Annotated in this window: 18 protein-coding genes; 11 read left to right on the top strand and 7 right to left on the bottom strand. The window is 38.4% G+C overall.

The window, feature by feature from the left end; translation table 11 throughout:
• The first annotated feature begins 67 nt into the window (after positions 1-67).
• Positions 68-1,609: a hypothetical protein gene (locus FJ651_RS11720; RefSeq protein ID WP_140990710.1), complete on the top strand. Its 1,542-nt coding sequence runs from the start codon at positions 68-70 to the stop codon at positions 1,607-1,609.
• A 271-nt stretch (positions 1,610-1,880) separates the two neighbouring features.
• Here FJ651_RS11720 and FJ651_RS11715 read toward each other — a convergent pair whose 3' ends face one another.
• Positions 1,881-3,347, bottom strand: a complete 1,467-nt coding sequence (locus FJ651_RS11715) for a MoxR family ATPase (RefSeq protein ID WP_140990709.1) — start codon at positions 3,345-3,347, stop codon at positions 1,881-1,883.
• A gap of 101 nt (positions 3,348-3,448) precedes the next feature.
• Positions 3,449-4,570 (bottom strand): vWA domain-containing protein, encoded by a 1,122-nt coding sequence (locus FJ651_RS11710; RefSeq protein ID WP_140990708.1) that lies wholly within the window; start codon positions 4,568-4,570, stop codon positions 3,449-3,451.
• Positions 4,571-4,685: 115 nt separating this feature from the next.
• Between FJ651_RS11710 and FJ651_RS11705 the strand changes: the two genes are divergently transcribed.
• From FJ651_RS11705 to FJ651_RS11660, 10 genes are all read left to right on the top strand, one after another.
• Complete coding sequence (locus FJ651_RS11705; protein ID WP_140990707.1) at positions 4,686-7,865, top strand: WD40/YVTN/BNR-like repeat-containing protein; 3,180 nt, start codon at positions 4,686-4,688, stop codon at positions 7,863-7,865.
• Positions 7,862-9,805 carry a S9 family peptidase gene (locus FJ651_RS11700; protein ID WP_140990706.1) on the top strand — a complete coding sequence of 648 codons (1,944 nt, stop codon included), beginning with the start codon at positions 7,862-7,864 and terminating at the stop codon, positions 9,803-9,805. Before FJ651_RS11705 ends, FJ651_RS11700 begins: the two co-directional genes overlap by 4 nt.
• A 433-nt stretch (positions 9,806-10,238) precedes the next feature.
• Entirely contained in the window at positions 10,239-12,632 is a 2,394-nt protein-coding gene (locus FJ651_RS11695) for a heavy metal translocating P-type ATPase (protein WP_140990705.1), read from the top strand.
• 73 nt (positions 12,633-12,705) lie between these two features.
• Entirely contained in the window at positions 12,706-12,897 is a 192-nt protein-coding gene (gene ccoS / locus FJ651_RS11690) for a cbb3-type cytochrome oxidase assembly protein CcoS (protein WP_140990704.1), read from the top strand.
• 11 nt (positions 12,898-12,908) lie between these two features.
• The gene (gene ccoN / locus FJ651_RS11685; protein WP_140990703.1) at positions 12,909-15,098 is read left to right on the top strand and encodes a cytochrome-c oxidase, cbb3-type subunit I; all 2,190 of its coding nucleotides are present in this window, start codon (positions 12,909-12,911) and stop codon (positions 15,096-15,098) included.
• Between the two features lie 6 nt (positions 15,099-15,104).
• On the top strand, positions 15,105-15,305 hold the full coding sequence (locus tag FJ651_RS11680; protein ID WP_140990702.1) for a CcoQ/FixQ family Cbb3-type cytochrome c oxidase assembly chaperone: 201 nt from the start codon (positions 15,105-15,107) through the stop codon (positions 15,303-15,305).
• A complete protein-coding gene (locus tag FJ651_RS11675) occupies positions 15,302-16,270 on the top strand; it encodes a cbb3-type cytochrome c oxidase N-terminal domain-containing protein (RefSeq protein ID WP_140990701.1) in 969 nt (322 codons plus the stop codon). Before FJ651_RS11680 ends, FJ651_RS11675 begins: the two co-directional genes overlap by 4 nt.
• Before the next feature lie 37 nt (positions 16,271-16,307).
• On the top strand, positions 16,308-17,732 hold the full coding sequence (gene ccoG / locus FJ651_RS11670; RefSeq protein WP_140990700.1) for a cytochrome c oxidase accessory protein CcoG: 1,425 nt from the start codon (positions 16,308-16,310) through the stop codon (positions 17,730-17,732).
• 11 nt (positions 17,733-17,743) lie between these two features.
• Positions 17,744-18,190, top strand: a complete 447-nt coding sequence (locus tag FJ651_RS11665) for a FixH family protein (RefSeq protein ID WP_140990699.1) — start codon at positions 17,744-17,746, stop codon at positions 18,188-18,190.
• Positions 18,191-18,272: 82 nt separating this feature from the next.
• Positions 18,273-18,974, top strand: coding sequence for a sulfite exporter TauE/SafE family protein (locus FJ651_RS11660; RefSeq protein WP_140990698.1), 702 nt, complete (start codon positions 18,273-18,275; stop codon positions 18,972-18,974).
• A 127-nt stretch (positions 18,975-19,101) separates the two neighbouring features.
• Here FJ651_RS11660 and FJ651_RS11655 read toward each other — a convergent pair whose 3' ends face one another.
• The 5 genes from FJ651_RS11655 to FJ651_RS11635 form a co-directional block, all read right to left on the bottom strand.
• Positions 19,102-20,223 carry an ABC transporter permease gene (locus tag FJ651_RS11655; RefSeq protein ID WP_140990697.1) on the bottom strand — a complete coding sequence of 374 codons (1,122 nt, stop codon included), beginning with the start codon at positions 20,221-20,223 and terminating at the stop codon, positions 19,102-19,104.
• 88 nt (positions 20,224-20,311) lie between these two features.
• Positions 20,312-21,418 carry an ABC transporter permease gene (locus FJ651_RS11650; protein ID WP_140990696.1) on the bottom strand — a complete coding sequence of 369 codons (1,107 nt, stop codon included), beginning with the start codon at positions 21,416-21,418 and terminating at the stop codon, positions 20,312-20,314.
• Positions 21,415-22,143: an ABC transporter ATP-binding protein gene (locus FJ651_RS11645; protein ID WP_140990695.1), complete on the bottom strand. Its 729-nt coding sequence runs from the start codon at positions 22,141-22,143 to the stop codon at positions 21,415-21,417. The genes FJ651_RS11650 and FJ651_RS11645 overlap by 4 nt, the downstream gene beginning before the upstream one ends.
• Positions 22,143-23,045 carry an ABC transporter ATP-binding protein gene (locus tag FJ651_RS11640; RefSeq protein WP_140990694.1) on the bottom strand — a complete coding sequence of 301 codons (903 nt, stop codon included), beginning with the start codon at positions 23,043-23,045 and terminating at the stop codon, positions 22,143-22,145. The genes FJ651_RS11645 and FJ651_RS11640 overlap by 1 nt, the downstream gene beginning before the upstream one ends.
• A complete protein-coding gene (locus tag FJ651_RS11635) occupies positions 23,045-23,422 on the bottom strand; it encodes a cupin domain-containing protein (protein WP_246085363.1) in 378 nt (125 codons plus the stop codon). The genes FJ651_RS11640 and FJ651_RS11635 overlap by 1 nt, the downstream gene beginning before the upstream one ends.
• Between the last annotated feature and the right edge of the window lie 55 nt (positions 23,423-23,477).

The following is a 23,477-nucleotide window of genomic DNA, read 5'->3' as shown; positions in this document are numbered from 1 at the left end:
ATTTCTAATGAACCCTTATTGTAGTTAACGTAATTATTTACAATGTATTAACCCTTTATAAATTACAATGTCTAACAGTCATCAAGACAATTTATTTGCTTTAATTAAATCGCTTTCAAAATCTGAAAAAAGACAATTTAAATTGTTTGCCAATAGATTGGAAGTTAATAAAGAGGCTAAATTTTTACAGCTGTTTGACTTGCTGGACAAAATGAAGGACTACAAGGAAGAAGACATTTTAAAATCGAAAATTGTAAAAAAAGTACAACTCCCCAACTTGAAAAATCACCTTTACGGGCAGATTTTGGTGAGTTTAAGAATGCATCCCACCAATCAGAACATTAGAGTTCAAATTAGAGAACAGTTGGATTTTGCTACGATTCTCTATCACAAAGGACTCTTTAAACAAAGTTTAAAATTACTCGATAAGGTAAAATTATATGCGCTGGTCAATGAAGAAAAAAATATTGCCTACGAAATCATTGAACTGGAAAAAGTAATAGAATCGCAGTACATTACGCGCAGCTCTTTGGATCGCGCCGACCAGCTCATTGAAGAATCAAAACGCGTGAGTCTTCAAAATGATATTGTAAGTAAACTATCAAATTTGTCCTTGAAGCTCTACCAAATCATGCTGGTTAAAGGTTACGTAAAAACGCATAATGAACTAAAGGAGCTACAGCAGTTTTTTCAGGCGTCGCTACCAGTGTACAAGCAAAAGGATTTAGGTTTTAGAGAAAAATTATGGATATATAAAACCTATCTATGGTATTATTTCTTGTCGCAAGACCTTGTGAGTTGCTATAAATACGCACTTAAGTGGGTGAATTTGTTTTACGAAAGACCCCACATGATTAAGTTCAATCCGGTTTGGTACATCAAAGGAGTTAACTATTTGCTGGAGGCATCGTTTTTGCTCAACCACAAAACACAGTTCAAAAAAGCGCTGCGGGACTTTGAAAAAACGACCGAAGAGGATCTTATTCTCAAAAACGATAACAACAGTATACTGATTTCATTGTGTATCTATACCAATAAGTTAAATTATCATTTAATGAATTGCGACTTTGAAAACGGTATTGTTTTAAAAGAAGACATCCTCAATTTTATCGAAGCCAATTCAGAAAGAATAGACAACCATCATGTGATGGTATTTTACTACAAAATAGCCTGTTTGTATTTTGGTTTGGAAGACTATGTCAATACCATCCAATATCTTGAAAATATTATTGACAATAAGCAAGAGCGTGTTAAGGAAGAATTGATGTGTTTTGCTAAAATATTAAATCTTATCACACATTACGAAGCCTCATTTGACGAGAAACTGGAATACCAAATCAAAAGTACCTATTCGTACTTATTAAAAATGGATAACCTGCAACAAGTTCAAAAAGAGATGCTCAGCTTTATTAAAACCATTAGCAACTCTTACCCCAGCCAGTTAAAACCGGAATTGGAAAAATTACACAGCAAACTACTGGAACTGAAAAATCATCCCTTTGAAAAGCGTTCATTTTATTATCTCGATATGCTCTCATGGATTGAAAGCAAGTTAGAAAATAAACCTATTCTGGAAATTATTAGGGAGAAGTCAAAACGGATGAAATAATTTGAAAAGTACTTTTCCCCCTAAATCTCTTGCTATTTTTAACAACGAAATTAATGTTTAAAACGGCCAACTATATTAAGGAAAGTTCATACTACATGCTTAAGACGGTTAAATTATTAGATTTACGCCAGTCTGTGCGATGAATAAACTAACACGTGTAAAACCATCTATTTATCGCCACTTCGAGCGTGACCACCGAAAGAGGTTAATTTTTACTGAAAGAGGTTAATTTTTACGGAGCGCAACGAAGTAAAAATTGTATCGAGAAGCCTTACTTCAAATTATTAATGTAACTTCCATAAGGATCTTGAAACTGCACACCTTCTGTAAATCGATACTTGCTCAATTGCTTAAAGGCTACCAAGCCCCACAAAATAAATTCTTTCGTGAAATTGACATCCTTTGCTGCCGTTTCGGGTTGGTGTTGTTGTATGAGTTTGTCGAGTGGCTTGATGCTTTCTAACTGTTCGTTGTAGGTAGCATTGTTCACATCGTCTAACAATTCAAAACCGCTTCCATTAAAAAACCAATGGATCACCTCATCATAAGGCGTTTCTTCTTCTTGTTTTTTAAGCTTTTCAACTTTTGGATAATATTTTTTAAATAAAGTTTTAACGGCAGCTTCAATTAATTCCTTCGCTACAAAATCGGCACCTTCTTGTTCACCTTCGTAAACCAATTCCACTTTACCGGTAATGGCAGGTATCACACCCATAAAATCGCTTAACCGTACTGTGGTATGCTCATCTCCCGACTTTAAAGCGCGACGCTCGGCACTACTAATCAAATTTTCGTATGCGGTAATGCTCATACGCGCACTCACGCCACTTTTTAAATCGATGTATTCGCTCTTTCGGGCTTCAAAACCTATTTGTTCTAATAGTTCTTTTGCCAATTCAGGAATTGTTACCAAACTGCTTTGTGCCTCATTAATTTTAGCCTCTTGCTGGGTGATGCGCTTGGCCACTTCGATATTTTCGGGATAATGGGTTAATATTTGCGACCCAATTCTGTCTTTTAGCGGCGTTACAATACTGCCGCGATTGGTATAATCTTCGGGGTTAGCAGTAAACACAAACTGAATATCTAAAGGTAATCGCAATTTAAAACCTCTGATTTGCACATCGCCTTCCTGTAAAATATTAAACAAGGCCACCTGAATTCTCGCTTGTAAATCGGGTAACTCGTTAATGACAAATATGCAGCGGTTCGCCCGTGGAATCATTCCGTAGTGAATCACCCGATCATCGGCATAACTCAGTTTTAAATTCGCCGCTTTTATCGGGTCAACATCACCAATTAAATCGGCTACGGTGACGTCAGGAGTGGCCAGTTTTTCGGCAAAGCGCTCATTGCGATGTAACCAGTAAATAGGTGTATCGTCGCCTTTTTCTACAATCAATGTTTTAGCATATCTGGAAATGGGTTGCATGGGGTCGTCATTAATCTCAGACCCTTCAACTACGGGAATGTATTCGTCCAACAATTGCACCATCAACCTTGCCAATCGGGTCTTAGCCTGACCTCTCAAACCTAATAAGTTGATATTATGTCTAGATAAAATGGCGCGTTCCAACTCTGGTATGACTGTGTTTTCGTAACCGTGTACGCCTTCAAAAACGGTGGATTTACTTTTAATTTTTTCAATTAAATTATCGCGCAATTCATCTTTAATAGATTTGCTTTGATAGCCTGCAGCTTTTAACTGACCTAATGTTGAAATATTTTTTATTGTCATTTTTTCTATAGTCTATTTTCTCTTTTCTCTTCTCTATTTTCTATTTTCTATTCTCCATTCTCACAACCAAAAACTCCGAACTCTGAACTCAAAACTAAAAACTACCTAATCCTCTTTCTCCTATTCGTCTCATAATCTTCAAAAATCATTTCGCCCAAACCTTTTAAACCCGTGTAAAAGGCCTTGCCTTTATTAGCTTCTGTGAAAGCGCGTACAAACTGCATTAAGTAAGGGTCTTGTGCAATCATAAAAGTGGTGATAGGCACATGCAATCTTCTGGCTTGTTGCGCCATGGCATAGCATTTATTGGTGATGTAGCTGTCTAATCCGTTGCTGTTTTTATAGTACTGTCCGTCGGGCATACGCAGGCAACTGGGCTTGCCGTCGGTGATCATAAAAATTTGCTTGTTGGTGTTGCGTTTACGTCTCAGTAAATCTAAGGCCAATTCCAATCCGGCAACCGTGTTGGTATGATACGGACCCACATTGAGGTACGGTAAATCCTTGATATCAATACGCCAGGCATCATTACCAAATACCAAAATATCGAGTGTATCTTTGGGGTAACGCGTGGTAATAAGTTCGGCCAGTGCCATGGCTACCTTCTTAGCGGGTGTGATGCGGTCTTCGCCGTAGAGAATCATACTATGGCTAATGTCGATCATTAACACCGTGCTCATTTGCGATTTATGCAGCGTATCTTCCACCACCAAATCGTCTTCGCTTATGGTGAAGTCGCCAATGCCGTTATTAATTTGTGCGTTGCGCAGGCTTTCGGTAATGTTTACCTTTTCAATAGCATCGCCAAACTGGTAGTTTCTAAACTCGCCTGTGTGCTCATCGCCTACGCCCGATTGCTTACTGCGGTGATTGCCCGAGCCGCTCCGTTTTATTTTTCCGAAGATATGGTTGAGCGCTTGTTTTCTAATGGCTTGCTCGGTTTTAGCCGTAATACCCAATTCACCTTTGCCATCGGGTTTGATTTCTTCGCGGATGTAGCCTTTATTTTTTAAATCTTCAATAAAATCTTCGATGGTATAATCGGGAGTGGTGAGTTTGTACTCCTTGTCTAACTGCTTAAGCCAGTCAATAGCCTCATCAAAATCTCCCGAAGTGTAAGTGATGAGTTCCGTAAAGATTTCGAACAACTTATCAAAAGGCGATAAGTTGGGCGCCTCATAAGGTTTAAAAACAAAACCCGAAGTTTTTTGGTTGTAATTCATAGCAATGTAAAAGTACTATTTTTTAAGAGCGAAATCAAGATGTATTAACATGAGATTAAGAATTAAAATGACATTAATTTCATAAATTCACGGACTAATTAACTAACTTTTTAAAATGAAACGCATTCAACTCCTCCTGGTGTTTTTTATCACCATAACACTATCAGCGCAAACCATTCCGCAAGAACTACTTAAAAACATGACACCCCGAAATATTGGTCCGGGTGGTATGTCGGGTCGGGTCACCGCAATAGATGCGGTACATTCAAATCCTGATATCATTTATGCCGGAACCGCATCCGGCGGACTGTGGAAATCGCAATCGGGCGGCATTGCATGGACACCAATTTTCGATAAAGAAGTCACCGCTTCTATCGGTGCAGTTGCCATACAACAATCTAACCCAAGTGTGATTTGGGTTGGTACCGGTGAAGGGAATCCACGAAACAGTCTTAATGGCGGCTATGGCATTTACAAGTCTTTAGATGCCGGAAAATCCTGGATACCTATGGGACTTGAAAAAACAAGACACATTCACCGTATTGTAATCGACCCAACCAACCCCGATGTGGTGTATGTGGGCGCCATTGGTTCACCTTGGGGCGAACATACCGAGCGTGGTGTTTACAAAACTACCGATGGCGGTAAAACCTGGCAACAAATATTGTTTGTCAATAACAAAACCGGTGTGGCCGATTTAGTGATGGATCCTAAAAATCCCAATAAGCTCATTGCCGCTATGTGGGAACACAAACGCGACCCTTGGTTTTTTAATTCCGGTGGAAAAGGTTCAGGGCTCTACATCACCCATGATGGCGGTTCCAACTGGAAACAAATTACCGCCGACGACGGTTTGCCTAAAGGTGAATTGGGTAGAATTGGCATAGCCATAGCACGCAATAAACCAAATATTGTTTATGCCATTGTGGAGGCTAAAAAGAATGGTTTCTACCGCAGTGAAGATGGTGGTTTCACCTGGAAGCTGGTCAACAGCAATTCGGGTCAATTTGGCAACAGACCGTTTTATTACTCTGAAATTTATGTCGATCCGCAAAACGAAAACCGTGTTTATTCTATTTTTACCTATGTGAATGTAAGTGAAGACGGTGGCAAAAGTTTTGAGATGCTCATGCCGGCTTATGGCGTTGATAACGGTGTGCACCCCGATCACCACGCCTGGTGGATTCACCCCGAAAATGGCAATTATATGATAGACGGTAACGATGGTGGTCTTAACATAACGCGTGACGGTGGCAAAAGCTGGCGATTTGCCGGTAATATTCCTGTGGCGCAGTTTTATCATATCAACGTAGATAACGAAATTCCTTATAACGTTTACGGCGGTATGCAAGACAACGGCTCCTGGCGCGGTCCCGCCTATGTATGGCGTGCACAAGGGATTAGAAATTCGTACTGGCAAGAGATTAGTTTTGGCGATGGTTTTGACGTGGTGCCCGACAGAGACGATGCGCGTTTCGGCTGGAGTATGAGCCAAGGTGGCAACGTGTCGCGATACGACTGGGAAACCGGAAATAATTATGGCGTTAAACCCACGCATCCTGATGCTAATGTGGAACTGAGATTTAATTGGAATTCGGCCATTAACATAGATCCGTTTGACAACAGTACCATTTACTTCGGAAGTCAGTTCGTACACAAATCCACCAATAAAGGTGACACCTGGAGTATTATTTCACCCGATTTAACCACCAACGATCCTGAAAAACAAAAACAAGGAGACAGCGGTGGCTTAACCATGGATGCCACAGGTGCCGAAAACCACTGTACCATTTTGGTGATAGAACCATCACCCGTTGAAAAAGACATGATCTGGATAGGTACTGATGATGGCAAAGTGCACTACACCACAAACGGCGGAACCAACTGGGTAGATGTTACCAAAAACATCAAAGGACTTCCCGAAGGCAGTTGGGTAGCTCAAATAAAATCTTCTAACAAAAATAAAGGTGAAGCTTTACTAATAGCAAACGACTACCGAAGAGATAATTACACACCTTACGCATACCGCACCAAAGATTACGGTAAAACATGGAAACGCATTGTAGACGAAAGTGACGTGATTAGTTTTACCCTCGCCATAGTTGAAGATTTAGAAGAACCCAACCTTATATTTTTAGGAACTGATGATGGCTTGTACTACTCTGTCAATGCAGGCGAGAACTGGACCAAATGGACCGAAGGTTTCCCGACCGTACCGGTAATTGATTTGGTGATACATCCACGTGAGCACGATTTGGTAATAGGTACCTTTGGTCGCGCCGCATGGGTGATTGATGATATTAGACCGTTGCGAGAATTAGCTAAAAACAAAAAAATATTAGATGCCAATTTACAGTTGTTTGACCCGCCTACAGCTTATCAGGCAGCCTACCAACAACCCACCGGAAGTCGTTTTGGTGCCGATGCCATGTATGCCGGCGATAACCGCGGTGGTGGTGCTATATTGTCCTATTATTTTAAACCGAAGGCAAAGGCCGAAAAATCTGATGCTAAAAAAGATTCAACTGATACTAAAAAAGCTTCCGATAGTTTGTTTCTGAAAATTTATGATGGCGACCGACTCATTAGAACCTTAAAACAAAAGGCGCCTAAAGATGCCGGTATTTACAAATGGACCTGGTATATGGACGAAGCCGGAGTAGACAGACCTTCAAGAAGTAACCGAAACAGAAACAACGAACCCGGCGGTGTGAGTGTAAAACCCGGTAAATATAAGGCTGTGTTGAGTGATGGTGAGGTTTCTTCGGAAACTACCGTAACCGTAGCGACAGATCCCAGACTGGATGTCAATCAAAACGCCATCAACCAAGTTTACGAAGCATCCAAAAACATGGAAGCCATGCTACAATTGTCTGCCGATGCCGTAAAACAGTTGGTAGAAAGCAAATCCATCGCAGAGAAATACAAAAAAGACCTGAGCAGTTTAGATAAAGACACCTACAAAGACGCCATTGACAAATCTACAGAGGCAATTAAAGAAATAGATGCCCTAATTGATGTATTTTTAGGTAAACAAGACGACAGACAAGGCATTACCCGTAGTCCGGAAGTTACGGTCATGCAACGCCTTTACACAGCATCGGGTTACGTGCGCTCAAGACAAAACGGCATCACCAACACCGAAACCCGATTGATGGACCAGGCCAAAGAGGCCTTAAATAATGCCACTGAAAAGGTCAACGCATTTTACAACAGCAATTGGCCTGAATATCAAAAAGCTATGGAAGCCTTATCGGTGACTGCTTTTAAACCAACTAAAACATTTAAATTATGAACAAAGTCATTTATCTCTTATTAGGAATTACCTTAATGGCTTCCTGTAAGAACGAACCCAAACAATCGGAAAACGAAGTTACGACTGTAGAAAGTTACACCATTGAGCAACTTATGGACAACGAAGCGGTGAACGGCGGAAGCTTTTCGCACGACAATTCTAAATTATTGATTTCAAGCAACCGAACCGGTATTTTTAATCTGTACACAATTCCGGTTGAAGGTGGCGAATTCACGCCCGTAACGGCTTCAGACAGCACCTCTATTTACGCGATTTCATTCTTTCCAAAAGACGACAGAATCTTGTTTAGTGCCGATGGCAATGGCGATGAAATCAACCATATTTACATGATAGATACCGACGGTACCATTACAGATTTAACGCCTGAAACGGGCGCCAAATCGTCTTTCTACGGTTGGGCAAAAGACGAACAAAGTTTCTTTTTTGGATCCAATAAACGCGATCCAAGATACTTTGACATCTACCAATTAAATATTAACGATTTTAGCACCAAACTCATCTTTCAAAATGATGAAGGCTGGCAGTTCAACGCCATGTCTGACGACGAGCAATATTTGGCCTTCACCAAAGCCATTACCACCAGTAACAGCGACTTATTTGTTCACAACTTAAAAACTAATCAAACCGTAAAAGTGAACAGCTCTGAAAGCGGTAATAACGCGCAAGTCTTTTCCAAAGACAGCAGTTATTTGTATTATACCACAGATGCCGATGCTGAATTTAGATATTTAATGGCCTACGAACTGGAAACCGGTAGCAGTGAGAAAATGATAGAACGCAACTGGGATATTTTGGGCTGCAGTATTTCGGAAGAAGGTACTTATATGAGTATTTTTGTTAATAACGACGGTAAGACTGATATTGAAATCATTAACAACCTTACCGGAGACGAGTTACCACTGCCCGACTTTGGCAGTAGTAGCATTAGCAATATTGGGTTTTCAAAAGACGAAAGCTATATGAGAATGTTTGTGGGTGGCTCAAATACACCATCAGATTTGTACACCTACCACATCCCAACCGAAACACAATACAGATTGACCCACGTTTTAAACGAAGCCATCAATCCAGAAGATATGGTAACGGCCACCGTTGTGAGATTTAAATCGTTTGACGGTGTTGAAGTTCCGGCTATTTACTATTTACCGCACCAAGCCTCTGCCGACAATAAAGTACCGGCAATGATTTGGGTGCACGGTGGTCCGGGTGGACAAACACGTCAGAATTACAATCCTTTGATGCAGTATATGCTCAATCAAGGCTATGCTGTTTTAGCAGTAAATAACCGTGGCAGTAGCGGTTACGGAAAAACTTTTTACCAAATGGACGATCTCAACCACGGTGAAAAAGATTTACAAGACTGCGTGGAAGGTAAAAACTGGCTAAAAACACAACCTGAAATAGATCCCGATAAGATTGGTATTATGGGTGGTTCGTACGGTGGTTACATGACCATGGCCGGATTGACTTATACGCCGGAAGAGTTTGCTGTAGGCGTTAACATTTACGGTGTTACCAACTGGATTAGAACCTTAAAAAGTATTCCGCCTTACTGGGAAGCACAGCGCAAGGCCTTGTATCTGGAGTTGGGCGATCCTTACTCGGCAGATTCGGTAAGGCTAAAGCGCATTTCACCCCTATTCCACACCGAAAAAGTCACCAAACCGTTGATGGTACTTCAAGGTGCTACAGACCCAAGGGTATTGCAGGTAGAATCTGATGAGATTGTGGCAGGTGTGAGAGCCAACGGGGTACCGGTTGAATATGTATTATTTGAAGACGAAGGTCACGGTTTTGTAAAAAAAGAAAATCAGATAGAAGCCTATAGCCGAATTGTTCAGTTTTTAGACAAATATCTAAAGGCAGACCAACCCACACCCGATGGTGACATGAAGTCTGGAGAGATTAAGGCGGAATAAATTTTAATCTATATAATGATGTCATAAGGCACCTTTCGGGGTGTCTTTTTTTAGACACTAATCCACCAAGTGCCTTGGGTACAAGTTGCACGAATTATCACTAATTTGTTCTGCTACGTTTTGAGATATCTGCTATATTTTTTTTCTCACAGATTACTCAGATGTGCACTGATTATTTTTAGATACGAATGTCTTCGCGAGCTTTGCGGCTTCTTCGCGAAACTTTGCGGTACAGCTATATCACAAAGCTTCGCAGAGGATACACAGAGTCTCGCAGAGCTTATAAATGCTTAATGGTAAAGATTTTTTTATCAGTTAAAATCTGTGTAAATCCGTGCTATCAGTGAGCTAAAAAACCCAAACTGACCAAAATCATAGTTTAAAAAATATGAGCTACCCATCTTTGCCTTCAGGTATTTGAGCAATTATAGGTATGAGTACATCAACGTGTTATCACTGTGGCGATGCGTGTAAAGAAGACAGCATTCAGTATGACGACAAGTCATTTTGCTGCAATGGCTGCAAAACAGTTTACGAAATTTTCTCTGAAAACGACTTAAGTTGCTATTACGATATGCAGCAAGCGCCCGGCGCAACACCTCAGGATATTGAAGGTAAGTTCGATTTTTTGGCGCAAGACAACATCTTAAATAAACTCTTAGAATTTAGAGACGAAACGCTTGAAATTGCCACTTTATACATTCCACATATACATTGTAGTGCCTGTATTTGGGTGCTGGAAAACCTCAATAAACTACAACCGGGTATCACCGAATCTCAGGTGAATTTTAATAAAAAAACCGTCAGGGTTAGCTACAATCCGCAAGCCACCAATTTAAAGCAAGTGGTTATATTACTCAGTAATATTGGTTACGAACCTTACATTAGCTTAGACGATTTTGGTAAAAGCGCACAACAAGTTAACAGGTCGCTCATCTATAAATTAGGCGTGGCTGGATTTGCCTTCGGGAATGTGATGTTTTTATCGTTTCCGGAGTACTTTGAAGTCGATGAATACTGGCTAGACCAATACAAACATTTGTTTAGATGGTTGATGTTTGCTTATTCTGTGCCTGTGTTACTATATGCAGCACAAGATTATTTTATTTCGGCTTATAAAGGATTACGCGCTAAAATTTTAAATATCGATGTGCCTATTGCGCTCGGTGCCTTCGTCTTGTTTTTTAGAAGTACCATCGAAATTGCTTTCGATTTAGGTTCCGGCTTTTTTGACAGTTTTACAGGATTGATCTTCTTTTTATTGCTTGGTAAATTCTTTCAGCAGAAAACTTATTCCTTTTTATCATTCGAACGCAATTACAAGAGTTACTTCCCTATTGCCGTTACCAAAATTAGTAAAGATCGAACCGAAATACCCATTCAGGTTTACGACATTAAAGAAGGTGACCGTTTGCTGATAAGAAATCAGGAGTTAATTCCGGTTGACGGCATTTTAATTAGTGGTAAAGCGCATTTAGACTACAGCTTTGTAACCGGCGAATCGCGCGTGGTGAGAAAACAGTCGGGCGATAAACTCTTTGCAGGCGGTAAACAAACTCAGGGCAGCATCGAAATGGAAGCCCTAAAAGCCGTTGAGCAAAGCTACCTTACCCAATTATGGAGCAATGATGTATTCGCCAAAAACAAAGAAAGCGGGTTTACAACACTTACCAACAGCATTAGTAAACAGTTTACCATATATGTATTAAGCATCGCCGTAATTGCCACCACTTATTGGCTATTTGCAGACCCAGGTAAAGCCATGAACGTGTTTACCGCAGTATTGATCATTGCTTGTCCGTGTGCCATCGCTCTGGCGGCACCATTCACCTTAGGCAATGTGTTGCGCATTTTTGGAAAGGATAAATTCTATTTAAAAAATGCTTCGGTTATAGAACGCATGGCAAAAATCGACAGCATTATTTTCGATAAAACGGGCACCATCACCTCCAATGCATCTGCTGAAGCCACTTATGAAGGCATGCCTTTAAACGAAGATGAATCTAACTTATTAAGAAGTTCACTTCGCAATTCAAATCACCCTTTAAGCAGAAGCTTATACAACCTGCTTCAATCTGAAAACATCATCACCTTAGACGACTATCGAGAAGATATTGGCAAAGGTATTTCGGCCAAACACGCTAATAACGAGATTAAAATCGGTTCGGCTTCGTATGTAGGTAGCGAAGACACTTCGGTGCTTAACACCACAGTTCATGTGAGCAGTAATAATGCCTACAAAGGAAAATTCACCTTTTACAACCAATACCGCAAAGGACTTTCAAAGCTGTTCAATCAACTTAAATCAAAGTTTGATTTAACCATCTTATCGGGTGACAATGAAGGCGAAATCGAGAACCTTCAAAAATTGTTACCGCCAAAAACCAAGCTCCTATTCAATCAAAAACCAGACGACAAGTTACAATACATTGCCTATCATCAAAGCGAAGGACAAACCATTGCTATGATTGGCGATGGCTTAAACGATGCCGGCGCACTGGCACAAAGCGATGTTGGTATTGCCATTTCAGAAAATGTCAATGTGTTTTCTCCGGCTTGCGATGCCATTTTAGATGCGAGTAAATTTAACCAATTACACGGCTATTTCAACATGAGTCAACAAGCCATTAAAATTATTAAATGGGCTTTTGTACTCTCGTTTATGTACAATGCCGTGGGATTGTATTTTGCAGTAACCGGACAATTATCACCGGTAATTGCCGCTATTTTAATGCCATTGAGTTCTATTACTATCGTTGCATTTACAACGGTTTGCACGAATATTGTTGGAAAGAAATTAAAAACAGACGCCATAAAAACGATATAAATTTATCAAACATGACCATTATCATTTTGCGAAGCTTACATCAAAACTATTTTTGGCTCAACATTATAGAGGTATGAGTGTTATTTATATTTTATTGGCAGTAAGTGTTGTTGTGGCCATTTTCTTTTTTGCGGCTTTTGTTATAGCAGTGAGAAAGGGTCAGTACGACGATAGTTATACGCCATCGGTAAGAATGCTGTTTGAAGATGAAGTGGTCAAAAAGAAAACAAAAGAATCATCAAAAATAATAACCAAAACAGACTAATTATATAAAATATGGAAATGCAGCAATTTTACTACGATAACAAAATCGTAAAGAATTTTTTATACGCCACCATTCTTTGGGGAGTTGTAGGTATGCTGGTAGGACTTTTACTGGCATTCCTGTTTTTGTTTCCCAATCTAACCGATGGCGTTTCTTGGCTTAGCTTTGGCCGATTGAGACCATTACACACCAATGCGGTAATTTTTGCCTTTGTTGGTAATGCCATTTTTGCAGGGGTTTACTACTCATTGCAAAGATTACTCAAAGCGCGTATGTACAGCGATTTGTTGAGTAGCATAAACTTTTGGGGTTGGCAGCTCATTATCGTAGGTGCTGCATTGACACTACCGCTCGGTTTCACATCTTCTAAAGAATACGCTGAACTTGAGTGGCCTTTTGATATTGCCATCGCTCTTATTTGGGTTGCTTTTGGGGTTAACATGATAGGCACCATATTAAAACGTCGTCAACGTCACTTATATGTGGCCATCTGGTTTTACATCGCCACTTTTGTAACCGTAGCTGTATTACACATTTTTAATAGTTTAGCATTACCGGTAAGTGGCTTAAAGAGCTACTCGGTTTATGCCGGTGTACAAGACGCCTTAGTGCAATGGTGGTACGGACATAATGCCGTGGCATTTTTCCTAACTACACCATTTTTGGGTTTAATGTATTACTTTGTGCCTAAAGCGGCTAACAGACCGGTATACTCCTATCGTTTGTCTATTGTGCATTTCTGGTCGCTGATATTTATATACATCTGGGCTGGTCCTCACCATTTACTTTACACCGCTTTACCCGAATGGGCACAACACTTAGGTGTGGCGTTCTCGGTAATGTTAATTGCACCATCTTGGGGTGGTATGATTAACGGTTTATTAACCCTACGCGGTGCCTGGGATAAAGTTCGTGTGGATCCCGTTTTAAAATTTATGGTAGTAGCCATTACCGGTTATGGTATGGCCACTTTTGAAGGTCCGATGCTATCTCTTAAAAACGTCAATGCCATTGCGCACTTTACGGACTGGATTATTGCACACGTACACGTTGGTGCCTTAGCGTGGAACGGCTTTCTGGCCTTTGGTATGATTTACTGGTTAATCCCCAGATTATTTAAAACCAAATTGCATTCTATCGGATTGGCCAATTTCCATTTCTGGATTGGTACTCTAGGGATTATTCTGTATGCCTTACCGCTGTACGTTGCAGGTTTTACACAAGCCAGTTTATGGAAAGACTTCAATCCTGATGGTACTTTAGTATACGGTAACTTTTTATACACCGTTACCGAAATTATGCCAATGTACTGGATGCGCGCCATTGGTGGCACCTTGTATGTAACCGGTATGTTAGTGTTGGTTTACAATATCATTCTTACCATTAAAAATGGTAGTGCCGTTACCGACGAATTAGCCGAAGCTCCTGCCCTACAGCGTGTTTCCAAAAGTAGAGTTGCCGGCGAAGGCTGGCACACATGGTTAGAGCGTAAACCTATACTCTTAACCATCTATGCTACCATAGCCATTTTAATTGGTGGTATTGTTCAAATTATTCCAACATTAGTGGTAGAATCTAATATTCCAACCATTAGCAGTGTAAAACCATACACACCTCTTGAACTTGAAGGTAGAGACCTATACATACGTGAAGGCTGCGTGGGTTGCCACTCTCAAATGATTAGACCATTTAGAAGCGAGGTTGAGCGTTATGGTGAATACTCTAAAGCAGGCGAATTTGTTTATGATCACCCATTCCTTTGGGGAAGTAAGCGTACCGGACCAGACTTACACCGAATTGGCGGTAAGTACAACGACAGCTGGCACTTTAACCACATGTACGATCCGCAAGCCATGAATAACGAGTCTATTATGCCAGCCTATCAATGGCTTATAACCGATGAATTGGATAAATCTCAAACAGAGAAAAAAATGGAGGTGATGGTGAAATTAGGTGTACCATATACCGAAGAAGAAATTGCCAATGCACAAGCACATATGCTTGAGCAAGGTACTCAAATTGAACAAAACCTTTACACAGATCCTGATTTTGCAGCCAATTACGAAGCTGATAAAGCCGCAGGAGGTGAAGACTTTGTTGAAATGAAAAACAGAGAAATCGTGGCACTAATTGCTTATTTACAACGATTAGGAACCGATATAAAAACACCGGATACTGAAAGTAAAACCGCTCAAAACTAATTAGCCATGTTAAAATTTGTAAAAAACCATATGGACAGCATCAGCGGTATTGAAATCTACCCGATTATATCGATGCTAATTTTCTTTACCTTTTTTGTAATACTCTTTTATTGGGTGATCACCGCAAAAAAGGACTACATCAACAACGTGAGCAATATTCCGTTAGACAACGACAACCTAGACAACCAAAATAACGACTTATTATGAGAAAACTGCTTCCATCATACATCAGAATACCGGTACTATTTTTCATCATTGCCGGACTCGTAGAGTATTTTGTACCATCAACAGGAAATCAACCGGCCTTTATGGAACAGCCTGTAGTATTGTTATTCCTATTGTTTGTACTTTTTGTACTCATCGCCATTGAAGGCATTGTTTCTTCAATCGAAAATATATTATTTCAAAGCTTAGATGAGGCCTCTAAAGAACGATACTTGGCATCTCAAAAAAGCGAAGTAAAATTCACTTGGATTAAAAATTTATACAAAAAATTAACCGGAAATAAACCCATTGAAGCCGAAGGCGAAATTATTCTGGACCACAATTACGATGGTATTAAAGAATTAGATAACTCGTTACCACCGTGGTGGGTTTACGGTTTCTACATTACCATTGTATTTGCCGTGGTTTATATGGCGCGATATCACATTTTCAATGCAGACGATCAATTTGTAGAGCTAGAAAAAGAATATGCTATGGCCAATGCCGCGATTGAAGAATACAAAAAGGCAAATAAAGATTTAGTTGATGTTAACACAGTTGAACTTTTAACCGAGGCATCAGACTTAAATGCCGGTAAAAAAATATTTGAAACCAACTGTGCTGTTTGCCACATGGCCGATGGTGGCGGTGGTATTGGTCCGAATTTAACAGACAATTACTTTATTTTGGGTGGTGGTATCAAAAATACTTTCAATACCATTTCTGAAGGCGGACGATCAGGGAAAGGAATGGTGCCGTGGAAAACCGAATTAAAGCCAATTGAAATGGCTCAGGTTGCCAGTTATGTGTTACAATTTGTAGGTACAACACCTGCCAATCCAAAAGCACCGGAAGGAGAACTAGAGGCTACAGAAGAATTACAAGAACAACCCAATGGTAGTAATGAAGCAGAAACTGAAACCAATGTCGAAGAAGAAACTACTGACTTGGTATCAAGTGAAGAATAGTAAGATTAGATAAATTAGGTAATTACCTTACAATATTATGGAAACCCCCGATAACGAAGTTTTTAGAGATTCAATTGCTACCGTAACAGCGGAAGGCAAACGTCGATGGGTTTATCCTAAAAAACCTTCGGGGCCACTATGGGAAAAAAGAAAGCTGGTGAGCTATTTCTTGCTGGCTTTCTTATTTCTCAGTCCGTTTATCAAAGTCAATGGCAATCAATTTTTAATGTTTAACGTACTCGAAAGACGTTTTAACATTTTTGGAATGCCGTTCTGGCCTCAAGATTTTCACCTCTTTGTAATTTCAATGATCATAGGTGTGATATTCATCACACTATTTACCGTTGGATTTGGCAGAATTTTTTGCGGATGGATTTGTCCGCAAACCATTTTTATGGAAATGGTATTCAGACGAATTGAATACTGGATTGATGGCGACCGCAACAAACAAATGAAGCTGGACCGACAAAAATGGGATGCCGAAAAAATAAAAAAACGCGTTACAAAATGGCTCATCTTTTTGTTCATTTCATTTTTAATTTCAAATATTTTTCTGGCCTACTTAATAGGAAGCGACAAGCTGATTCGCTATATCATTGAAGGACCTTTCGAGCATGTATCAACCCTAATTCCGTTGGTTATTTTCACAGGTGTATTCTACTTTATATTCGCCTGGTTTAGAGAACAGGTATGCATTATTGCTTGTCCGTATGGCAGACTACAAGGCGTTCTACTTGACAATAAATCTATAGTTGTAGCCTACGATCACAAGCGTGGTGAAGCAGAAAACGGTCGCAAGAAATGGCGTAACAACGAAGATAGAACGGCACTGGGTCATGGCGATTGTATTGATTGTTTTCAATGTGTGCACGTTTGCCCTACCGGAATCGATATAAGAAATGGCACTCAGTTAGAATGTGTGAATTGTACCGCATGCATAGACGAGTGTGATAATATTATGGATAAAGTTGGCTTACCAAAAGGACTCATTAGATATGCCAGTGAAGAAGAAATCGAGAAGAAAGAAAAGTTCAGGTTAACTGCGAGAATGAAAGGTTACCTGGCTGTACTTACCATTTTAATTGGCGTGTTGTTGGGTATGTTAGCACTTAGAAACGATGTGGAAGCCAAAATATTAAGACTTCCGGGCCAACGTTACGAATACAAAGAGAACAATATTGTTAGCAATGTATTTACCTATAGTTTGTTGAATAAAACTATCAACGATTTAGAAAACGTGAGTATGAAAATTAGAGGCGTTGAAGGTACCATTAAATTGGTGGCCCACGACAACGATCAGCTTTTTATACCTGCTGAAAATGCTGCTGAAGGCACTTTATTTATAGAATTAGATAAAAAATTATTAAAAGGTGATAAAAACAAGCTCACCATCGATGTATATTCTAACGACAAGCTAATTGAAACGACCGAGGTGAACTTCCTCGGACCAAGAAGTTATTAAAAATTAAGAAGATGAAAATTAATTGGGGAACTGCCATTGTACTTGCATTTATAGCGTTTATAGCGTTTATTATGTACTTTGTTATCAGCATGATGACCAATAAAAAATACGATCATGATTTGGTAACAGAAAACTATTATCAAAAGGAATTAATTTTTCAGCAATCGATAGACAAAGAAATCAATGCCAAAAAATTAGATGAGCAAGTAACCTGGAAAAAGACTCCCGAAGGTATGCTTATCACATTTCCTCAGTCATTAAAAATTAAAGATATTAAAGGTAAAGTGTTCCTATATAGACCATCTAATAAACATTTAGACTTTGAAATGCCTATTACACTGTCTAACCACACATTGCTCATACCTGACAATCGTTTATTGGATGGTCGTTGGAACCTTTCTGTGGAATGGGAATATGACGATGTTGAGTATTTATTTAAAGAAGACATCACATATTAGATTTTAGATATTAAATATTAGAAGTGCGAGGTTAGAACAACCATCGTGAAGAACTAAATAGATTTAAATTTTTAAACAATTAATGCTGTATTCGGCTTTTATATTAGGATTACTTGGAAGTTTGCACTGCGTTGGTATGTGTGGACCCATCGCATTTATGTTGCCGGTAGACCGAAGCAATTCCTTTAAAAAAATCACCCAAATAAGCATGTACCATATTGGGAGGCTTTTGGCCTATGCTATGATTGGATTGGTTTTTGGATTAATTGGTAAAAGCCTTTATATATTTGGAATGCAACAGCAGTTATCCATTATCATCGGTATTGTAATGATTGTATTGGTGTTATTACCCTATAAATGGCTTAGCAAGTTCAATCTTTCACAACCTATTTATAAAGCAGTAGGCTACATCAAGAAAAGTCTCGGACAAGCACTTCACAAAAAAACAGCCGATACGTTTTTAACCATAGGCTTTTTAAACGGATTTTTACCTTGCGGATTGGTGTATATGGCAGTTTTTGGGGCCATTGCCATGGGTAGTTATGCCGAAGGTAGTTTGTATATGATTTTATTTGGATTAGGAACCATTCCGCTAATGACAGCTGCCATATATTTAGGTAAGTTTTTAAACAGTACCATCAAGCAACGCATTCAAAAGGCCATTCCTGTTTTTGTGGTAATAATCGGTGCCTTGTTTATTTTAAGAGGTTTGGGGCTTGGAATTCCGTATATCTCACCAACTCCCGTTGTTGAATTGGTTTCGGGAGACATTCAGTGTCATTAATTTTAGAAAACCCATTTAAATCAAGTAATCAACACAATATTATGAGATTTTAACCCCTTCCCTGGCAACATATGAAGCAATAGTTAAGAGCTACAGGCACTAGACATTGAAAAATATTTAAAATCTCCTAGATAGTTTTCTTATAACTCCAAACGGCCAGTGCATTCATTACAACAGCATAAGCCAGCGTTTTTAAGGCTAATGGTAAAATATCCATAAAACCTGAACCCTTAAGCATCAACATCCTAATAATTTCGACAAAATATCTAATAGGATTAAATTCTGTTAGCCATTGGGCCCATTGTGGCATACTTTCAATGGGCGTAAACAATCCACTCATCAATATAAAAATAACGATAAAAAACCAAGCAATAAACATTGCTTGTTGTTGGGTATCGGTAAAATTTGAGATGAATAAGCCCATGCCTAAAACGACTAAAATATAGACTGAGGTGTAGCCATAGAGCAGTACTAGGTTCCCTACAAAAGGAACATTAAATATTATTTTTGCCAATATCAAACCAATAGTTAAGAGCCCCATTCCTATCACCCAAAAAGGAAATAGCTTACCTATTATAAATTGGTGTTTTTTTATAGGTGTTACATTAATTTGCTCCAATGTTCCAATTTCTTTTTCTCTAACGATGTTCATGCCTGACAAAAACAGCGTAATCATTGTAACCAATAAAACTAAAATACCAGGTACCATGAATGTTTTGTAATTTAACGTTTGATTGTACCAAAATAAAGGTATACTATCTACGATATTGGGTTTTTGAACGGCATCGGAAACCTGAATAAAATCTGCTGTAATAGTTCTGCTGTAGTTCTGAATAATCTGCGTGATATATACATTAATGACACCTGCTGCAGCACCATCTATAGCATCTACATATACACCAACCGAATTGATTTTATGTTTCTGTAAATCGCGTTCAAAATAGTTCGGTATATAAATGTAAGCATCTATTGCACCCTTTAGCAAATTGTTAGAAGCTTCTTTTTCAGAAGAAAATCTGTTGGAAATATTAAAATAATTAGAGGCCTCAAACTTTTCTATCAAACCTCTTGATGTTTTAGTATTGTCTAAATCTACATAACCAAATGTTATATTTTTTATTTCATAGGTAGCGGCATTAGACAAGATAACTAATTGCAGAATTGGTAAAATAAAAATGATGGGTAACATACCTTTATTTCTAAAGATTTGCTTAAACTCCTTTTTTATGATGTACAGAATTATTTTCATCTTTTTTTTATTTGTTTTTTCTTAGTCCGGTAAAACACGTATAATCAAACTTCTGTGAATTAAAAATTTTTAGCAGAAGTGTTTCATCTTACTCTAGTCTTATTTTATATTTTTTAACGCTTATGCCAATAAAAACCATAGTCATCACGACCAAAATCAATGTTTCCTTTAAAATAAAACCTATACCAACTCCTTTTAACATGATGCCTTTTACAATAATAATAAACCATTTGGCGGGTATAATGTTACTAATCACTTGCAGTGGTAAAGGCATACTACTAATAGGAAAAATAAAACCTGATAGTAAGATGGTAGGCAACATTAGACCCATAAGGGAAATCATCATGGCTGTTTGTTGTGTGGCTGATATAGTTGAAATTAAAATACCTAAAGCCAAAGAAGTGATGATAAACAGTACACTTTCAAACCCTAGTAAAATAAAACTACCATTTACCGGTACATTAAAAATAAAGATACTTAACAGCACAATAACCAGTGCGTTAATCACTGATAGAAAAATATAAGGAAACACTTTACCTATAATTACCTGAAAGGGTTTTAAAGGAGAAACCAACAAAATCTCCATAGTACCTTGTTCCTTCTCGCGCGTAATGGAAATAGAAGTCATCATGGCCGAAACCAACATTAAAATAACAGTCATAACGCCAGGCACGAACATATACACGCTTTTTAGTTCGGCGTTGTATACCATTCTGCTTTTTGGAATGATTTGGTAATTTAAGGTGACATTATCATTGATATCACTTTGGTAATTTTTAAGTATGGCTGTAATATAATTATTGATGGTATTAGCCATATTGGGATCTGTGGCATCAATAAGAATTTGTACCGTTGTCTGTTGGTACTTTATGAGGTTGCTTCCAAAGTTATTGTCAAACTGTAGCACCGCTTTTACTTTACCTTTTTTGAAGATGGCTTCTATAGATGATTCTTGTTCAATGATATCAATAATACTAAAATGTTTAGACGCAGCTATTTTATTGATAATTTCTTTGGAAGTAGCATCCTTAGCCTGATCTAAGACGGCAATATCTACATTATTGATTTCGTTGGTAATGGCAAAACCAAACAATAATATTTGGGCAACTGGCATTCCGAACAAAATGAATAGAGAACGCCGATCCCGAAATATGTGATAAAACTCTTTTTTTATAAAACCAACAAAACGTTTCATCCTCTTGCCAATTTTAAAAATACGTCGTTCATGCTATCTGTTTTATACTGTTCTTTTAGTTTTTTGGGAGTATCTAGTGCTTCAATTTTACCATTTACCATTATAGAAACGCGGTCGCAATATTCGGCCTCGTCCATGTAATGTGTAGTTACAAAAATGGTAGTGCCCTTATGAGCAGCGTTATAAATCATTTCCCAAAATTGTCTTCTGGTTATTGGGTCTACACCACCTGTGGGTTCATCTAAAAAAACAATTTTAGGATTGTGAATTAACGATACCGAAAATGCCAGCTTTTGTTTCCAACCCAATGGCAATGATGAAACCAAACTGTTAGTTACATCTACCAATCCTAACTCTTCGACCAGTTCGCTGCGTTTTTGGTTGATTTGTTTTTTAGAGAGGCCATAAATACCACCAAAAAAGGTGATATTTTCTTTCACGGTTAAATCATCGTATAAAGCAAATTTCTGACTCATATAACCAATATTTTTCTTAATAGATTCGGTCTCTTTGTAAACATCAAAACCGGCAACTTTTGCCAAACCAGAGGTTGGTGAGGAAATACCAATAAGCATTTTCATAGCCGTAGTTTTACCTGCACCATTTGCACCTAAAAAGCCAAATATTTCACCTTTTTTAACCTCAAAGGTAATGGCATTTACTGCTGTAAAATCACCAAACATTTTGGTTAATCCTTCTACTTGTATGACGTTTTGTGTTTTCATTATTTTGCTAATTCCATAAAGGTATCTTCTATTGTTGGTGTTGTTGTTTCAATTTCGACATGAAAAAGATTTTCATGTTCTAAGTAATTTTTCAAATCGTCAGGATTAAAATCTTTCCGGCTGTCGGTATAATGTATAAATTCGCCAAATGGATACACACTATGTTTGTGTTCATAATGGTTTAAACTGTTTATAAGCAAATACATATTATGAGCCTTTACATTATAAAGAGGTTTTGGATAGTGCTTTACTATCATTTTAGGTGAGTCGATTTCTAGGATTTTCCCGTGTTGAATCAAAGCAATTCTATCGCATAGGGCAGCCTCGTCCATGTAAGGTGTAGAAACCAAAATGGTAATGCCCGTTTGTTGCAATCGTTTGAGCATTTCCCAGAATTCCTTTCTAGAAACAGGGTCTACACCGGTTGTAGGTTCGTCTAAAAAAAGCACTTTCGGTTTGTGGATTAAAGCGCAGCTTAATGCCAATTTTTGTTTCATTCCACCCGATAATTTTCCAGCTCTTCGATGTTTAAAAGGTTCAATTTGCACATAAATATCTTTGATTATCTGGTAGTTTTCTTCAACAGTGGTTCCAAAAATGGTGGCGAAAAAATGAAGATTTTCTTCAATAGTTAAATCTTGGTACAAAGAAAATTTTCCAGGCATGTAACCCACATTGTTTCGAATATTTTTGTAATCTTTCACCAAATCGTAACCCGCAACAGTTGCCACACCTTCATCCGGAATCAATAAGGTTGTTAAAATTCTAAACAACGTGGTTTTTCCTGCGCCATCGGGACCTATGAGTCCAAAAAGTTCTCCCGGTTTAACATTAAAAGAAATATTCGATAAAGCCTTTATTTTACCATACGATTTCGATATCTTATCTAAGGTTATTCCCATTATTTTATTAATATAAAATTACTGTCGGTGATGGCTTTTACCTCATGTTTTATGTTTTTGGGTATCAAGACATAATCTCCGGCTAATAAAGTTACCTCAAGTGATTCTTGTTTGTAAACAGCTTTACCTAAAACACAAATTAGAATTGCTGGTACTTCACTAACATGCTCTTTTAATTGTTCTTTTGCTGCTATTTGTAATGAAACGACCTTACCTTGTTCTGCTTGAAGTAGTAAGTTGGTTTGTACAGCTTTATCTTGGGTATGTAAATCTTTTAAATTCATTTTTAAATAATTATATTGAGATTGATTTGTTTGAATATTCGCATTTTTGCAACCTGCAAAAACGATGAATGCTAGTAGTATTAGATATTTCATTTGTATATTTCTTTAAAAGACAGATAGAATGCTCTTTTCATTACATTAGTTATTA

This window comes from Paucihalobacter ruber, from assembly GCF_006494535.1.
Lineage (GTDB): Bacteria > Bacteroidota > Bacteroidia > Flavobacteriales > Flavobacteriaceae > Paucihalobacter > Paucihalobacter ruber.
This window is presented reverse-complemented; position numbering and strand designations above follow the sequence as displayed.

What these genes read in the sequence shown, in the direction of transcription:
- FJ651_RS11720 (WP_140990710.1), top strand. Translation starts at nt 68, where the DNA reads ATGTCTAACAGTCATCAAGACAATTTATTTGCTTTAATTAAATCGCTT.
- FJ651_RS11715 (WP_140990709.1), bottom strand. Translation starts at nt 3,347, where the DNA reads ATGACAATAAAAAATATTTCAACATTAGGTCAGTTAAAAGCTGCAGGC.
- FJ651_RS11710 (WP_140990708.1), bottom strand. Translation starts at nt 4,570, where the DNA reads ATGAATTACAACCAAAAAACTTCGGGTTTTGTTTTTAAACCTTATGAG.
- FJ651_RS11705 (WP_140990707.1), top strand. Translation starts at nt 4,686, where the DNA reads ATGAAACGCATTCAACTCCTCCTGGTGTTTTTTATCACCATAACACTA.
- FJ651_RS11700 (WP_140990706.1), top strand. Translation starts at nt 7,862, where the DNA reads ATGAACAAAGTCATTTATCTCTTATTAGGAATTACCTTAATGGCTTCC.
- FJ651_RS11695 (WP_140990705.1), top strand. Translation starts at nt 10,239, where the DNA reads ATGAGTACATCAACGTGTTATCACTGTGGCGATGCGTGTAAAGAAGAC.
- ccoS (WP_140990704.1), top strand. Translation starts at nt 12,706, where the DNA reads ATGAGTGTTATTTATATTTTATTGGCAGTAAGTGTTGTTGTGGCCATT.
- ccoN (WP_140990703.1), top strand. Translation starts at nt 12,909, where the DNA reads ATGGAAATGCAGCAATTTTACTACGATAACAAAATCGTAAAGAATTTT.
- FJ651_RS11680 (WP_140990702.1), top strand. Translation starts at nt 15,105, where the DNA reads ATGTTAAAATTTGTAAAAAACCATATGGACAGCATCAGCGGTATTGAA.
- FJ651_RS11675 (WP_140990701.1), top strand. Translation starts at nt 15,302, where the DNA reads ATGAGAAAACTGCTTCCATCATACATCAGAATACCGGTACTATTTTTC.
- ccoG (WP_140990700.1), top strand. Translation starts at nt 16,308, where the DNA reads ATGGAAACCCCCGATAACGAAGTTTTTAGAGATTCAATTGCTACCGTA.
- FJ651_RS11665 (WP_140990699.1), top strand. Translation starts at nt 17,744, where the DNA reads ATGAAAATTAATTGGGGAACTGCCATTGTACTTGCATTTATAGCGTTT.
- FJ651_RS11660 (WP_140990698.1), top strand. Translation starts at nt 18,273, where the DNA reads ATGCTGTATTCGGCTTTTATATTAGGATTACTTGGAAGTTTGCACTGC.
- FJ651_RS11655 (WP_140990697.1), bottom strand. Translation starts at nt 20,223, where the DNA reads ATGAAAATAATTCTGTACATCATAAAAAAGGAGTTTAAGCAAATCTTT.
- FJ651_RS11650 (WP_140990696.1), bottom strand. Translation starts at nt 21,418, where the DNA reads ATGAAACGTTTTGTTGGTTTTATAAAAAAAGAGTTTTATCACATATTT.
- FJ651_RS11645 (WP_140990695.1), bottom strand. Translation starts at nt 22,143, where the DNA reads ATGAAAACACAAAACGTCATACAAGTAGAAGGATTAACCAAAATGTTT.
- FJ651_RS11640 (WP_140990694.1), bottom strand. Translation starts at nt 23,045, where the DNA reads ATGGGAATAACCTTAGATAAGATATCGAAATCGTATGGTAAAATAAAG.
- FJ651_RS11635 (WP_246085363.1), bottom strand. Translation starts at nt 23,422, where the DNA reads ATGAAATATCTAATACTACTAGCATTCATCGTTTTTGCAGGTTGCAAA.